The organism is Peptostreptococcus equinus, assembly GCF_027125355.1.
Lineage (GTDB): Bacteria > Bacillota > Clostridia > Peptostreptococcales > Peptostreptococcaceae > Peptostreptococcus > Peptostreptococcus equinus.
In genome coordinates this window covers 1482728-1497732 of record NZ_CP114052.1, presented here as the reverse complement: position 1 = coordinate 1497732, position 15005 = coordinate 1482728, and the positions used below count along the sequence as shown (strand labels likewise).

At 29.9% G+C, this 15005-nt stretch carries 16 protein-coding genes and 1 other RNA gene; 14 read left to right on the top strand and 3 right to left on the bottom strand.

The annotated features are described in order from the left end of the window. The first annotated feature begins 8 nt into the window (after nt 1–8). The 4 genes from secG (at nt 9) to ssrA (ending at nt 3810) form a co-directional block, all read left to right on the top strand. Nucleotides 9–239, top strand: coding sequence for a preprotein translocase subunit SecG (secG, locus tag O0R46_RS07410; protein ID WP_269311097.1), 231 nt, complete (start codon nt 9–11; stop codon nt 237–239). Nucleotides 240–508: 269 nt separating this feature from the next. Further along, nucleotides 509–2647, top strand: a complete 2139-nt coding sequence (gene rnr / locus O0R46_RS07405; protein WP_269311096.1) for a ribonuclease R — start codon at nt 509–511, stop codon at nt 2645–2647. Nucleotides 2648–2822: 175 nt separating this feature from the next. Next, nucleotides 2823–3275, top strand: a complete 453-nt coding sequence (gene smpB, locus O0R46_RS07400) for an SsrA-binding protein SmpB (RefSeq protein ID WP_269311095.1) — start codon at nt 2823–2825, stop codon at nt 3273–3275. A gap of 181 nt (nt 3276–3456) precedes the next feature. Continuing rightward, nucleotides 3457–3810, top strand: a transfer-messenger RNA (tmRNA) gene (gene ssrA, locus O0R46_RS07395). 420 nt (nt 3811–4230) lie between these two features. On the opposite strand, the gene O0R46_RS07390 is transcribed toward ssrA, so the two are convergent. The 3 genes from O0R46_RS07390 to O0R46_RS07380 form a co-directional block, all read right to left on the bottom strand. Then, entirely contained in the window at nt 4231–5418 is a 1188-nt protein-coding gene (locus tag O0R46_RS07390) for a tyrosine-type recombinase/integrase (RefSeq protein ID WP_269311094.1), read from the bottom strand. Nucleotides 5419–5587: 169 nt separating this feature from the next. Beyond that, nucleotides 5588–6580 carry a DUF3644 domain-containing protein gene (locus O0R46_RS07385; RefSeq protein WP_269311093.1) on the bottom strand — a complete coding sequence of 331 codons (993 nt, stop codon included), beginning with the start codon at nt 6578–6580 and terminating at the stop codon, nt 5588–5590. Between the two features lie 704 nt (nt 6581–7284). Further along, complete coding sequence (locus O0R46_RS07380; RefSeq protein WP_269311092.1) at nt 7285–7848, bottom strand: helix-turn-helix domain-containing protein; 564 nt, start codon at nt 7846–7848, stop codon at nt 7285–7287. A gap of 170 nt (nt 7849–8018) precedes the next feature. On the opposite strand from O0R46_RS07380, the gene O0R46_RS07375 reads away from it, so the two are divergent. The 10 genes from O0R46_RS07375 (at nt 8019) to O0R46_RS07330 (ending at nt 14455) form a co-directional block, all read left to right on the top strand. Next, nucleotides 8019–8234, top strand: coding sequence for a helix-turn-helix domain-containing protein (locus O0R46_RS07375; protein ID WP_269311091.1), 216 nt, complete (start codon nt 8019–8021; stop codon nt 8232–8234). A gap of 18 nt (nt 8235–8252) precedes the next feature. Then, nucleotides 8253–8579, top strand: coding sequence for a helix-turn-helix domain-containing protein (locus O0R46_RS07370; protein ID WP_269311090.1), 327 nt, complete (start codon nt 8253–8255; stop codon nt 8577–8579). A gap of 92 nt (nt 8580–8671) precedes the next feature. After that, on the top strand, nt 8672–9067 hold the full coding sequence (locus tag O0R46_RS07365) for a hypothetical protein (protein ID WP_269311089.1): 396 nt from the start codon (nt 8672–8674) through the stop codon (nt 9065–9067). A gap of 72 nt (nt 9068–9139) precedes the next feature. Beyond that, nucleotides 9140–11407, top strand: coding sequence for a VapE domain-containing protein (locus O0R46_RS07360; RefSeq protein WP_269311088.1), 2268 nt, complete (start codon nt 9140–9142; stop codon nt 11405–11407). Nucleotides 11408–11708: 301 nt separating this feature from the next. Beyond that, nucleotides 11709–12038, top strand: a complete 330-nt coding sequence (locus O0R46_RS07355) for a hypothetical protein (RefSeq protein WP_269311087.1) — start codon at nt 11709–11711, stop codon at nt 12036–12038. A gap of 25 nt (nt 12039–12063) precedes the next feature. Then, a complete protein-coding gene (locus O0R46_RS07350; protein ID WP_269311086.1) occupies nt 12064–12612 on the top strand; it encodes a sigma factor in 549 nt (182 codons plus the stop codon). Between the two features lies 1 nt (nt 12613). Continuing rightward, the gene (locus O0R46_RS07345) at nt 12614–12757 is read left to right on the top strand and encodes a hypothetical protein (protein WP_269311085.1); all 144 of its coding nucleotides are present in this window, start codon (nt 12614–12616) and stop codon (nt 12755–12757) included. Between the two features lie 20 nt (nt 12758–12777). After that, nucleotides 12778–13218 carry a phBC6A51 family helix-turn-helix protein gene (locus O0R46_RS07340; RefSeq protein WP_269311084.1) on the top strand — a complete coding sequence of 147 codons (441 nt, stop codon included), beginning with the start codon at nt 12778–12780 and terminating at the stop codon, nt 13216–13218. Nucleotides 13219–13237: 19 nt separating this feature from the next. Next, complete coding sequence (locus O0R46_RS07335) at nt 13238–13918, top strand: hypothetical protein (protein ID WP_269311083.1); 681 nt, start codon at nt 13238–13240, stop codon at nt 13916–13918. Nucleotides 13919–14239: 321 nt separating this feature from the next. Then, nucleotides 14240–14455: a hypothetical protein gene (locus O0R46_RS07330; RefSeq protein WP_269311082.1), complete on the top strand. Its 216-nt coding sequence runs from the start codon at nt 14240–14242 to the stop codon at nt 14453–14455. Nucleotides 14456–15005 lie beyond the last annotated feature (550 nt).

Genomic DNA, 15005 nt, shown 5'->3' with positions numbered 1-15005 from the left:
AGGAAGTCATGATTAGAACTATATTAATGGCATTACAATTAGTATTGGGCGTTTTACTTACAATAGTTGTATTACCACAAGAGAGCAAAAAAAATCAGACTCAAGTTTTTATAGAAGATAGCTCTTCTCAAGCATACTTTAAGCCAAAGGGAAAAGAAGCTTTTTTGAAGAGAATGACAATTATAGTATCAGTTTTATTTTTCATAAATGCTATTGCTCTAGTAATAGTAATGAAATAAGGCTTGGCTAGAATTTTTAATAATATTGAATTTCGAAGATGTCCATAGTTTTGGACATCTTTTCTAGTATAGAGGCGTTTTTAATATAAAGTCTAATAAATAAGATTAAGTTTATGTAAATTTAGATATATAAATAATTTTTTAGGATATAATAACTAGAAGAATGTAGATTGTAAAAATATTATATATTTAAACTAGAACTAAAAAAAATTAAATTATAAATTTCAAAAGAATAAACAAGATAAATAAGTGCACAAGGAGGTGTATAGATGAATAAAGATAAATTAAGTGATTTAGAAGAAAGAATACTGGGACTGATTAATGATAAAGAATATAAACCTATGGGTATAGGCAAACTTGCCGCAATATTTTCTAATACAGAAGATGATTTTGAAGATTTTCATCAGATAATTAAGCAATTGGAAGGCAGTGGACAGATATTCATAAATAAAAAAGGTAAGGTAGGAAGCTTAGAGCATTATGGCATGAAAAAGGGTATCTACAGAGGAACTAAAAGTGAATTTGGTTTTGTAGAATTTGAAGATAAAGAGATAAAAGACACATTTATTCACGGTGAAGATAGACTAGGAGCCTTTGATGGAGATACAGTATTAGTAAAAATAACAAAAGAAGAAAATGGATTCAAAAAGCCAGAAGGTGTGATAGTAAGAATACTTAGTAGAAACACGACAGAAGTAGTAGGATTATTTGAAGAAAGTAAGAACTTTGCATTTGTAATCGCTGATAATGCTAAATTTGATAAGGATATATTCATAGCAAAAAAGTATTTTTCAGGAGCTAAAAATAACGATAAAGTATTATGCAGAATCACAAAATGGCCAGATGAAGCGAGAAGGCCAGAAGGAAAAATAATACAGATAATTGGCCAAAAAGGTGATAGATATGTGGAGATAGATTCAATTGTTAAATCACATGGTTTATCCGACAAATTTCCAGTAAAAGTGGAAAAAACTTTAAAAGATATACCAGAATGTGTGGATTCTGAAGATATAAAAGATAGGGTAGATTTAAGATCAAATCAAACATATACAATAGATGGAGATGATTCAAAAGATTTTGATGATGCTATAGAAGTTAAAAAAGTTGGACAAGACTACGAATTAGGAGTACATATAGCAGATGTAACTCATTATGTGAGAGAAAATTCAAAATTGGATAAAGAAGCTCTAAGTAGGGCAACATCAGTATATATGGTGGATAAGGTAGTTCCTATGCTTCCACAAAAATTATCTAATGGAATTTGCTCCTTAAATCCTAATGTAGATAGACTAACACTGTCATGTATTATGAAAATTGATGGAAAATCAGGGAAGGTAAAAGATTACAAGATACAAAAAACAGTTATTAATTCAAAGGCTAGAATGACATATAAAGAAATAAATTCTATACTAGAAAAAGATGACGAAAATATGAAAAAGAAATATTCAGATTTTCTAGTTAGTATATATGATGCTAGAGATTTGGCAGAAGTCCTTAGAAAAAGAAGATTCAAAAGAGGAGCAATTGATTTTGATTTTGTAGAATCAAAAATAAAATTAGATGATACAGGGGTACCAATATCTATAGATCCATACGAAAGAGGATTATCAAACAAGATGATAGAAGAATTTATGTTATTGGCCAATGAAACAGTTGCAGAACATTTTTTCTGGATGAAATTACCTTTTGTATACAGAGTTCACGAAGATCCAGATGATGAAAAAATATTGACGCTTAGAAATTTCGTAAATGAACTAGGTTATAAGATGCCAATATCAAGAGATGGGGTAAAACCTTCAGATTTACAAAGATTGTTAGAGTCTTTGGATACAAAAGAAGCACAAAGATCAATAGGGACAATTATGCTAAGGACTCTAAGACAAGCAAGATATTCACCAGAATGTCTAGGGCACTTTGGTTTAGCAGCAAAATTCTATTGCCATTTTACTTCACCAATTAGAAGATATCCAGATTTACAGATTCATAGAATTATAAAAGACCAGATAGATGGAAAAATGGATGAAAAAAGAATAAATCATTACAATATGATTCTAGATGACGTATCAACTCAATCTTCAAAGCAAGAAAGAGAAGCTGTCCTAGCAGAAAGAGAAGTAGATTCATACTATAAGGCTATATATATGTGTAATTTTATAGGAGAAACTTATCACGCATATATTTCAGGTATTACATCTTTTGGTATATTTGCAGAACTTGAAAATGGAGTAGAAGGATTAATAAGATTACAATTATTAGATGATTACTTTGAATATAATCAGTCGAGTATGACATTGGTAGGTAAAGATACAGGAAAAGTATACAAACTGGGTCAAAAGATTAATATTAGGGTAGAAAATGTAAATATAGATGCTAGAGAAATAGATTTTAAAATTGAAGAAGAAATATAATCAACATGCATGTAAATTATTAAGAATAATAAGGAATATAGAAAAATTGACTAGAGATTCGTAGATAATACTATGAATCTCTAAAAAATATAAGTATATAGATTATTGTTTTATAGCAATGAGAGGAAAAATATGCTATAACTTATAGTAGAGAATAAAAATGTGAGGTGGTATTATGTCAGGAGTAAAAGTACTTGCGACAAATAAAAAAGCAAGACATGATTACTTTATAGATGAGGTTTACGAATGTGGTATAGAGCTAAAAGGAACAGAGGTCAAATCTATAAGACAGGGTAGAGTAAACCTAAAAGAAGGCTATGCTTCAGTAGATAATAGTGAAGTATTCTTGAAACAAGTACATATAAGCCCTTATGAACAAGGAAATATATTCAATGTAGATCCACTAAGAACTAGAAAACTTTTATTACATAAGTATGAAATCAGAAAGTTGATTGGAGCAACAACGATTAAGGGATACTCATTAATACCTATGAGAATGTACTTGAAAAATGGTAGAGTGAAGCTAGAGCTAGGACTAGGAAGAGGTAAAAAACTTTACGATAAGAGACAAGATCTTGCTAAAAAGGATGCTCAAAGAAGAATAGAAAGAGAAATTAGGGATAGATAAACTATTTTCAAATGTATGATATAGGGATAACTATATTGATTTAAATGAAAAATTTTAAAATTATTTACAAAAATATTTAGTCTATAAAAGCTAGGAAATTAAGTTCATTAATTTGCATAAATAATAAAAATAAGGTATAATACATATTATATTATCGGTCGATAAATCACCCATACATCATGGGGGTGTACCGGTTTCGACGTGGGTTTTGAACTTGAGACAGCATGTCGTGTTACTCTGGGTCACGTAAAAACTGGGGAAATTTTAAAATAAACGCAAACGAAAATAATTTAATAGCTGCCTAGTTGCAGCTCGTCCCTTTTAATCCTCCTGCCGATTAAAAGCTGACGCCATTTATGCAGGGTACGATTTAGGAGTTGTCTTGATCCTAAATAAGTATAATTGAGACTTAAGCAGCAAAGGAGCCTGTCATTCGGCGCTATTGCGGCTGAACAATTAAAAGAATAGACTAAACATGTAGACGTAGCAGGGAATGGGTTTACGGACAGGGGTTCGACTCCCCTCATCTCCATCATAAAATTTAAATAAATGATGAATATATTGGAAATACTAGATTACGAGATTTGGTATTTCCTTTTTTAATGCCTTTATGCAATAACTGTGCCATAACTGGGAAAAGCAGGTATATTATTGCACTGAAAAAGAGCCTGTTAAAAGCTCAATGGATATGATATCATAATAATGTTGTCTGCCCTATACTGGATAACCAGGAAGGGGGTGTTCATATGTCCATAATCATTTTTATGTTTTCGGTCGTGGCGAGTGTGGTTGCATACTACATTTGCAAGTGGCTAGACCAAAACATTTTTAAAGACAACTAGCCCATGTAAAAACCCCTATGTACTGGGAATACATAGGGGTTTATTTTGTGTTCAAATGAACCATAATCATTTTTATGCTTATATTATACCACACGCCGTGACGATTAACCATATTAAAAATTAAATATATTGTTAAGTGTGTCTACAGCCTTATATTTTTCATCTTCCATTACTTCCGTATAGATGTTTAATGTTGTCTGAATATCTGCATGACCTAATAATACTTGTACGGTCTTAGGTGGTACCCCATTTTCAAATAGCCTTGTAGCATATGTTTTTCTTAAGCCATGGAATTTTATAGGCTCTATATTCAACCTCTTCAAAATGGTCTTTAAATTGTTATTAGGGCGTTTATTGTCTATTGCATTGCCCATTTCATCAGTGAACACATAATTACTAATGTTGTACGATTGGCCATACTTAAGCTTGTTCTCTAATTGACTTTTTCTTTGTTCCTTAAGCTTTGGAATAAGCGAAGAGGGAAGAGGTATAACCCTTATACCATTTTCTGTTTTAGGTGTTTGTTCAACCTCTTCAAGTCTTTTATTTAAGTTTTCATCATACACATATGTTTTTTGTAATGTGATACTAACAGTTATCGTATTATCATTGAAATTAACATATTCCCATTTAAGCCCTATCAATTCGCCTAATCTCATACCTGTGCTAAGTGCTGTTAAGAAGAATAATTCAAGCTTATGGTCTTTAATAGCCTCGCAAAATCTTTGTTGTTCATCAAGTGTTAATACTTCTCTTTTCTTGATAGTAATAGCCTTTGGCAATTCTACTAATGAACATACGTTTTTAAGTATTATTTCCTCTCTCATAGCAGTACTCAAACAAGCTTTAAATTTGGTATTTATTCTATGTATAGTTTTGGCCGTAGCACCATTATTCATAAGATCTTTATAATGCCTTTTTAAGTACAATTGTGATAGTTTCTTAAGCTTTATATTACCTAGTGGAGTATTATTAATATAGAGTCTGTATATGCCTTCATAGTCCTTGAATGAATTAGGCTTGTATGTGCTTTTCCTATCCATTAACCAGGTATAATAATAGTCTTGTACTGTTATATCATCGTAATCAATACTAGAAGAGTTTAACAATAAATCACGCTTATATTTGTCAAGTTTTTCAGATACTTCCTTTTGAGTTTTTCCATAGAAGGTTTTTACTTTTTTCTTTCCGTTTTCATTGTATCCAATCATAATGTTAGCTCCCCATAGGGTACATTTTCCATTGGAATCTACTTTTTTCTTGTATATACAACCTTGACCGTTTCCGTTCTTGCGTGCCATATTACCACCTCACTTTTATTATTTTTTTTCTACTATCGGTAGTATTTTTACGTAACATATTGTTAATATATAACGCATATGTTATACTAAATGTAACAAAGATAACTTGAGAAGGATTAACGCTGGGTCCCATAATGGGGTATGTATTATTAAATAATACAGAGCATTCCTATGTGCCTGGGGTTATCTTTTTTTGTGCTTTTTTAAGGCTCCCATAAAAGTTATTTGGAGTTTTTTTAATTTCTGAAAATACGAACTCAACAAATTTATCAGAATATGTATAATGGGATGTCTTTCCAATTATATGTACATAACAATACTCTTGATTTTGTTTTATATTATAAAAATCAATAAATAATCCTAAAACATGTGAGTTAAAGCCCTTGTTATAATCAATTTTGATGTTTTTCTTATTTAATCTATCCGAAATGACTTCAACAACATTAGAATAGGTGTATTTATGAGTGTTAGAAGGGTCTTTGTACTGTTTTACTATAGAAACTTTATTGTCGGACCCATCTGAAATACTAACAACAAAATCTGAATCGGATTTCTTTTTCGTTATGTATAAGTTCTGTTTAATATTGATCGTAAATTTATCAGAATTGTATTCTTCACTAAGAACATCAATTTCATTACCCTTTTGAATTAATTTTTCTGCAATTTCAGGCGTATATTTTAAGCGTATTTGTTCATTAGTAAGTGGTTCATAATTGGCCGATACCGTTAAAAAATTTTGAGAAATATAGTTTTCAATGTCTACATTATGGAATCGCTTTATTTCGTTCACATAATTTAGTACACATGCCTGAAATAGGGGAGCATATTTTATTTCGTAATCTTCTGTGATATAATGTGTACTTATATTCCTTAAGTCAATTATTTTTTCCAGGTTCAATCGTATTCTTGTATTTTTGTCGGAGTAAATTTTTTCAATCGTGTTACTTACGCTTAAAGTTCTTTCGTGATCGTCCTTATAGTAGATACTTTGATTTCTATTAAGTAATTCAGCTTTTAACATTAATTCCCATGCATTCACGATAAAGAAAGAAAAGCCCTCAATTCTATATTTTATAGTTGGTTTGTTGTACACTTCTAAGCCTAAAATAAATGCTTCAATACTTTTTTCAATCATCTTTTTTAATATTTCGTCATTAGTCATTTTAATAAACACTCCTTTAAAAAAATATTTTCATACATTACAAATCACTTTTTAATACTAGCCGAGCAAAATATATTGCCCGGTACAAAATTGTGCCTGGCGTAATTAGTACATACCCGAGCGAAAAATTTCCCCCCGGATACCTTTATTCCATTTTTGGAAGAAAGTATTAAATTAGTTACAGACATTTTTGGCCATAACTAAAATTTGTATCTTTATCACATATTTGTGAATAACTGTTTAAATCGATTTTAAGCCTCTTCAATATTGAACATGATAAAAGTATCAAGCATTATTAATCAAGCTTAAATACAAGCAAAGTATTGAGTGTGAAGAGGTTATTTATATATGTTAAATATGTACGCGCTTTTTTTTGAGCATGTACCTTTATATTTATTGATAATTATATTCTTGTTACAATTGCAGTAGGAGAGCAATAAATATTGCTTACCTAATACCCCAAGGAAGTTTTTCCGTCAGGTGTATAATCATTTACGCCATACTACATAAACTTTTTTGTGTATATAGCGATTCCAAATTTGGAATTGCTTATTATTTAGATCTACTGTAACTTTAGTCTTTAATACTTTATTACATTTTTATAAATAAATGAACCTTATCTTTTTTAGGTATGTTGCAAGGTTATCATAATAACGTCAAATAAAACTTCTTAGAATCGAATATAGTTTTATTTAATATGTGATTTAAGAATATTTATCATTTTCAACCCACTCTAAATCAATATCAAATTCGTATTTACTTGGAATACCATCAAAAGATTTTTCTATTGTAGATTTAACATCCTGTTCTAGGTCATAGAAAAATACATCTGGAAGGTCAGATATTGTAGATTTTAATTCTTCTAAATTATCTAAAAAAATTGCGCTCTTTATTGATAATACATCATCAATAAAACTTATGTAACAAATGATGTCAGTTTTACATATACTCATAATTCCATTTTTTACTATCTCAAATTCTAAATGACCATCAACTTGATCATTTCTATATAGTTTATCGAAATCTAAAGCATTGTAATTTATTGAACAGCGTAGACATTTTATTTCAACTGGGTGAAATGCTATTAATTCACCAGGATCTATATTTAAATATGTACATATTCTATTTAATGTATCATACTGAATTCCTTTCGTTGTGTTATTTGATAGCTGAGAAAGAGCTGTTCTAGAAATATTTATTTTTTTCGATAAATTAGTTAAAGACATTTTTCTTTTTGCTAATATTACTGATAGATTACATCTAATCATAAAAAATCACCTCATTATTAATTTAATAAGATTATATCATTTATGTTAAGTATACGCAACAAAATATAAAATTATATAACGTTTTGTGGTTGACACTTAATAAAAAAATGTGTTAATATATGTTAAAACGTTAAGTATAGACGTCAAAATATATAAAAATAGGAGGAAGTATGATTAAAAATAATTTATCTAAAATCATGGGAGAAAAGTTAATGAAGGTATCAGATGTATCAGAAAATACCGGAGTATCAAGACAAACAATAGCAAATATATACAACAGAAGATCTAGTGGTATACAGTTTGATACACTAAATTCTCTTTGTACACATTTAGATTGTGGAATATCTGATATATTTGAGTATGTTCCAGATTCTGATGTCGATTAAAAATAAGGAGGTAATGTTATGACAAGTGTGTTAAATCTAGAAGAAATGAAGGCAACAAAAAAGATACTGGAAGAGGTTATAGAAAAGCAAGAGCAAGAAGAATTTGAACAAAAGGGATATAGGATTGTAGAACAACCAACAAGACAAGATTTACAGCTTATGACAGCCAAAGAGGTAGCAAAGGAATACGGCATAGGTGAAAATCGAATTAGAGAGCTCATAAGAGCCGGTAGAGATGTTAGCCTTGGATTTCCAGTAATAAGAATGGGGCGTAGGGCGTTAATACCTAAAGGACTGTTTGAAGAGTGGTTAATTAATGCTTGTAAAGAAGGTTTAAGATTATAAGAGGTGTTTTGTGGATCTAGTAGGAGCAACTAAATACGCTATATTAATAGTTATTGAGTACATATGTATTTATTTAAGAAGGGAGAATTAAGATGCACAATGAAAATAGTAAGGTAGGTATAGGTAATAAAAAAATTAATCACATAAAGCCTATTGAAGATGTAATAAGTATTAATCCAAGACCAGTAAGCTTAATTTGTCTTGATACAAGGTTAGAGAGTGAGGTTGATATTCAAGATATATTAATATCTCAAAGGATGACAAAGAATGTTAATGTTAATGATTTTTATAGAGTAAATAAGATTATTAATTGTTTGGGCATTGATGAAACAAGAGAATTTAGCGAATTAGACGGAAATTATAATATAATGCTTGCGCTTAATGACATATTGAATTATGGCTATTTATTAGGAGTTAGGAACGAAAGAAAGAAAAAGGCAAAGAAAAAAGCTCCTATTGGCGTAGGAGCTAAAAACCATATCTTATAGTGGATATGCTTGAACATATAAATATTATAGCATATCAGCAGATATTGGTAAAGATAGAGGGGTGAAAAATGCTTGAACTTAGATGAGATAGTAAACAACATACCGGATGAACTAAAAATTCATAATATATGGTGTGTTAGAGATAAAGATAAAAGACCTTATAAGACCAACTTAGTAAATGGAAAATTAGTAGGTGCTAAACCAACGGATAGTAATACCTGGGGTTCATTAAATGAAGCTTTAGCGCTTGTTGGAAATACATATAGTAATTGGCAAGGTAATAACACAAAGATAAATGGATTAGGAGTGTTTGTTAGTACCTCATTTGTGGCTATTGATTTAGATCATGTAATAAATGATAAGGGTGAGCTACTTCCTGAAGCCAGAGAAATTATAGAAAGTATTGATAGCTATGCGGAAATATCTCCTAGTGGTACAGGAATACATATTATAACTAAGTCTAATAAACCTCTTCTTAAAGATGGGAGTAAGGGGATTAAATTAGATAATCTAACAGGGTGGATACAAACAGATGAAAAAGGTCCAGAAATAGAGATATATCAAGCTAAAAGATATTTAACTATAACTGGCAATGTGTTTGGTGGCCAATATGAGTTAAAGGAGAGTACAAAAGCTATTCATGATTTATATGATAAATACTTTGGTCATAGAGATATAACAAAATCTGATACCGTATATACCGATTTTGTATCATATGAAGATGGAGACACCGAAATAGAATCAATGGCCGATAAGGTAATATTAGAAATTGCTCTTAACTATAGGCCCAAAGATGATCCAATGAAATTTAATAGGCTATTCAATGATGGAGATATAGAGGGTTATTTATCTGGTAGCGAAGCAGATATGGGCTTAATAGGTATAATTACAGAATTTACCAAAGATACTAGAGTTATTGACTGTATATATAAAAAATCTAATTTCTATCTATCTGGAGAAAGAACAGCTAAATGGGATAGACCAGATTATAAAAGAGACACGATTTTAAAGGCTCTTAATAGTAAGGATAAGGAAAAATCTAGATTAAAGGTTAATGAAAATGGAACAATATTACATATTATTGAAAATGTGAAAGCTATTTTAGATAGTATGGGATACGTAATGGGTTATGATGTGGTCAAAGGTGAGATGACAACTACTAATATGATTTATGAAAAAGGCTTAGATCATTTAATGACACATATATATTCATATTGCCGGGAGATTGGTTTTAATATAAATGATAAGATATTGGGACTATATGTTTTAAATATAGCTTTAGATAATAAGTTTAACCCTTTTAAAGATTATCTAGAAAAGTGTGAGAGTGTGAGATATAAAGGAGAGATAGATAAACTTATAAAAACATTAGAATATGATATTCCTTTTAGTGAAGTACATGATTATAAAAAAATAGAAGAGTTATATAACACAATGATTAAAAAATGGCTCATAAGTGTGGTAGCTATTAATTACAATGATAATCTAATGGATGATAGTAGTAAGGCTGTAGAGGGGACTCTAGTACTTAAAGGAGAACAAGGTATAGGTAAGACTACATGGCTAAGAAATTTAGTTCCTAAAGGGTTCTTTAAAGAGGGGGGAACTCTTACAGATAGTAAGGATAATAAGATGGAAACCTATAAATATATAATTGTGGAGCTTGGAGAGTTAGAAACAACCACAAGAAAACAAGCTTCTGGATTTCTAAAGAATGAATTAACAAGAACATCAATAGAGTATAGGCCACCCTATGGGAAATCTGTTATCAAATTTGCTAGACATACAATTTTCTGCGGGTCAGTTAATGAGGATAGTTTCTTAAAGGATAGTACCGGCAATCGTAGGTTTTGGGTTGTACCAGTAAAGGACATTAATTTAAATAATGATGTTGATATAGATAAACTATGGAGTGAGGTCGTAGGATTATATAAAGCAGGCAATAAGTGGTTTTTAACTAAAGAGGAAAGAGAGTTACTAGATGAATTAAATAATGAGTATATTGGACTATCTCCAATAGGTATGGAAATTAGAAATACATTTGATTTTAATAAGCCAAAGGATAGTTGGAGATACGTAGAGCCTAGTACCGTATATGAAATAATTAGAGGTGGTTTAGGTGGTAATTATATATCTGATAATGTGATAAGTGATCAACTCAAGATACTTGGGTGTAAAAGAACAGATAAACGTTGGGTGCCAAGTTTGAAGAAACAACAAAGGTTATGGTTAGTACCACCATTAAAGAATAATTTGTGGAGTATGAATAGCCCTAGTAAACCAAAAATATGGAAACTAGAAGAGGGCAAAATGGTTGAATGTGACGATTGGGGTAAATAATTATCCCAACGTTCCAACAACATCCCACCTATAGTTGGGACGTATGAACACAAGATATGGCAATAGATTTATATATAACTCCCAACTATAATAACTTTTATATAAATATATATATATATATATTAATAATAGTAGCGTATATACATACATACGTATAGGGGTTGTAGGTGGGGTTACTTGGGACGTTGGGAGGTTAGTACGTACATATTGCTACCACTGTGTTTTATTAATAACCACTACATTATAGTGCGTGGATGTTGCTTGGATAGTAATTTTAAATTTTATTAAAAAGGAGATAAGTATGGAAAAAATAACACCAATTTTATTTGATTGTAGGAATATATATATAGAACCAAAGGCTTTGGATTTTTTAAGACCCCCGGAATATTTTCCGACTAATGAAAAATATTTTAGGCCAACTCGTACAATCATAAAACTTATTGAAGTAGGGCGTGGTGAAGATGGGGGATTAGTTTATACATGTATTTCATCTTTTGGCGAGACACATTATTTTTCGTCAAATCAAATTTTACATATCAGTCACTCACTCGAAGAACATTGTACAATGATAGATGAATTGTTACACCCTAATCGTAGGGAGGAATATTTTAGAAGACTAGGTCAAGAATAATAAAAAAGTTTGGTGGTGTTAGTATTTGATAGATGTTGATGTAATGAAATATAAAGATATGATCTTTAAAATAATACAAAATTATAATTCAAGGTGGTTAGATGAAGATGACATGTTTCAAGAAGGATGTATAGGGGTTATGTATGCATACAATAGCTACAATGCTAAGTCTGATATGTCCTTTGATACATGGGTCTATAATTGCATTAGATGGCAAATATCAAAAGCTATATACGGCGATAGAAAGGCCAAAGACATCAATATAATATCAACTAATACTCCCATTAATAATGAAACCGAAACAGAGTTAATCGATTTAATAGAGGATAGTAACAATAATGATTTTTATGATATAGAAAACAAATTGATGTACGAGTTTTATATTGATGAATTTTATAGAGTATTAGAAGGTGATTGCTTGAAAGTAATGATATATATGTTTGAAAATGATGAATATAATTGGTCAAAGGCTTTAAAATACAATGGTATTAACACTAATATGCGTACCGACATAAAGATTAAAATACAAAGAAATCTTAGAAAAAGTGCTTATATTAGAAATAGACTAGATTGAATTGAAAAGAGAAAGAAAAACTAAATTACTTAGCGAAAGTTATACTAAGCCAGTAAAACATCTAATTATTAATGATGAATTTAATAGACTACCAAAAAATATTGCTAAAAGTCAAAATAATATAAAACTTGAATATAAAAAATAATGAAAGGAGGAGGATTACATGTGACAAAAGATGACATATACGGCTTAACAAAGGCAGAAACAAGATTATTAGAAGTATTGGTAAATCCTGAAAGCGTAGGTAAATCAGTAAAGTATATATGTGAACAAGCTAAGATAAGCAGAAATACATATTATAAGGTGATGAAAAAAGAAAAGTTTAAACATATTGTTAAAGATTCAGTATTAGAGTCTATGAGGGGAAATGTGGCCAGTATTTTAAATGCTACATATATAAATGCCCTATCACCCAAGGGACACCAAGACAGAAAGCTTTTATTAAGCATGTTAGGTATATATTCAGAGAAACAAGATGTTAATGCTATTAATAATACTGTGACTGTAATACATGATGATATTTTGAGTATAGAGGATGTTATGAAGGTAATGACTACAGAACAGTTAAAGGTATTAGCAGGATATGATGAAGATGATGATATTTAGAAAGGTAAGGTAAGAGATTATGGCATATAAGAAAGAATTAGCAAACAAAATGATAGCATTTTTAAAGATTCATTTAAATGCAAGAAATACATTAGCAGAGGTAATAAATAGTGTTGATTATACTGAACTGTATAAAAACAACTTTGCTTATAATTTATGGGAGGAATTTAGGCCGATACATCAAAAGTACTTGGAAGATATTTCAGAGATATTCAAAAAGTACTATGATGAATATAAGAGCTTAGAGTGGAAAGCTTTTGATAATATGGATAATGACACTGGAAGAAAGCTTGAAAGAATATTAGACATAATAAACACAAAGAGAGAAAAGTTATCTGAGGAAGAGGTTATAAAGTTTATAAACTATTTCCCAAATGATCCTGAGACTACTTCATTAATTTGTGAAAAACTAAAAGGCTTAGGAGTTCATAAAACATTAGTATTAAAAGAGATGGAAAACAGTGTATTAGGTAAGAGAGAAATGGAACTTGCTTATGTTAAAGAGATAGAAGAGTATTCTAAGAATATATATGCAGGAAATGGTAAATTAAGCGTACCATATGATGTTAATGTAAATGATGGATTAGGGGGCTTAGGTAAGTGGGCTATGCTAGATGATGATTTTAAATATATTGGTGGAGAATATCAGTATATTTCACCTGAAGATACAGAGTATGGCTACCTATATTCAGGTAAGTAAATAGGTAATATATAGAGGTATAAGTATATGGCGACCGCACTTGTGCCTCTATTATATTGTGTCTATTAGGACGTTGTTACGCACATCATAGATATGTGTATATCATAATAAAAGCTAACATATCTATATTTATATATAACCCAACAAAACTCAGCATTTTAGATGTATAGAAGTCATGTAATATTGAGTATATAGGTAAATATTAAGAAATAATAAAAAAATAGAAGATTCATGCAAATATAAAGAGATGTATGTTATTATGAAAATAAATGTAGTTAAAAATTTTTAATAAGTTTATTTGTTTAAAAAAGGAGATTATTTATGAAAAAATCAATATTATATTTATATATATTATACTTTGCATTAATCATAGTTTTAATGATTATTCCGTTTGATTTAAGCACAAAAACCGAGGTTACACAAAACACAATAATTATTCAAAATGTAATAGAATATTCCAAGATAGTAATATCTATTATAATGACAGGGATAGGAGTATTGTCAGTAATTAACACATTAAAAAATAAAAAATCATAATAATATATTATACTTATAGAGAATTTAAAAAGAGCACAGTTGCAGTTGTGCTCTTTTTAACATCAGAAACGTATAACGTATAATGAAGATAAAAGCGCAAACATAAATGCAAAAACTCTTTTTAAATCGCATATAGCAATATATAGCGTTATATAATTGAGTTTAGCGTAACATTGTTTATTTTCGTGCTATAAAATGGTATAATGAATAAGCAAAGAAGTAATGACGGTGGTTACTCATCCGAAAGAGAGGTGATGCCTATGAATAAGGTATCTGAATCTTTAGAAAGGAGTAACCTTTTTTGACTGAATTGGAAATTGTTCTTAGTGTGCTTGGAATACTGATTGGTATACCTAGTTGTATTAAGGCAATTAAAGATTTACGCACAAAAAAATAACCGTCTAACTTTGGGAAGTAACGGTTATTTCAAATAACTTTATGTACCACCGTCTTTAACGGCTTTGTGTAGGGAAGAGTTACCGCTCTTCCTTTTTTATTTCTTACCTATTTTATACCACAAATAAACAAAAAAATCAACTTATTTAGTGCC

Excerpts from the sequence above, each read along its gene's own strand:
- smpB (WP_269311095.1), top strand. The coding sequence starts at position 2,823 with ATGTCAGGAGTAAAAGTACTTGCGACAAATAAAAAAGCAAGACATGAT.
- O0R46_RS07375 (WP_269311091.1), top strand. The coding sequence starts at position 8,019 with ATGATTAAAAATAATTTATCTAAAATCATGGGAGAAAAGTTAATGAAG.
- O0R46_RS07335 (WP_269311083.1), top strand. The coding sequence starts at position 13,238 with ATGGCATATAAGAAAGAATTAGCAAACAAAATGATAGCATTTTTAAAG.
- O0R46_RS07365 (WP_269311089.1), top strand. The coding sequence starts at position 8,672 with ATGCACAATGAAAATAGTAAGGTAGGTATAGGTAATAAAAAAATTAAT.
- rnr (WP_269311096.1), top strand. The coding sequence starts at position 509 with ATGAATAAAGATAAATTAAGTGATTTAGAAGAAAGAATACTGGGACTG.
- O0R46_RS07385 (WP_269311093.1), bottom strand. The coding sequence starts at position 6,580 with ATGACTAATGACGAAATATTAAAAAAGATGATTGAAAAAAGTATTGAA.
- secG (WP_269311097.1), top strand. The coding sequence starts at position 9 with ATGATTAGAACTATATTAATGGCATTACAATTAGTATTGGGCGTTTTA.
- O0R46_RS07390 (WP_269311094.1), bottom strand. The coding sequence starts at position 5,418 with ATGGCACGCAAGAACGGAAACGGTCAAGGTTGTATATACAAGAAAAAA.
- O0R46_RS07355 (WP_269311087.1), top strand. The coding sequence starts at position 11,709 with ATGGAAAAAATAACACCAATTTTATTTGATTGTAGGAATATATATATA.
- O0R46_RS07380 (WP_269311092.1), bottom strand. The coding sequence starts at position 7,848 with ATGATTAGATGTAATCTATCAGTAATATTAGCAAAAAGAAAAATGTCT.
- O0R46_RS07370 (WP_269311090.1), top strand. The coding sequence starts at position 8,253 with ATGACAAGTGTGTTAAATCTAGAAGAAATGAAGGCAACAAAAAAGATA.
- O0R46_RS07330 (WP_269311082.1), top strand. The coding sequence starts at position 14,240 with ATGAAAAAATCAATATTATATTTATATATATTATACTTTGCATTAATC.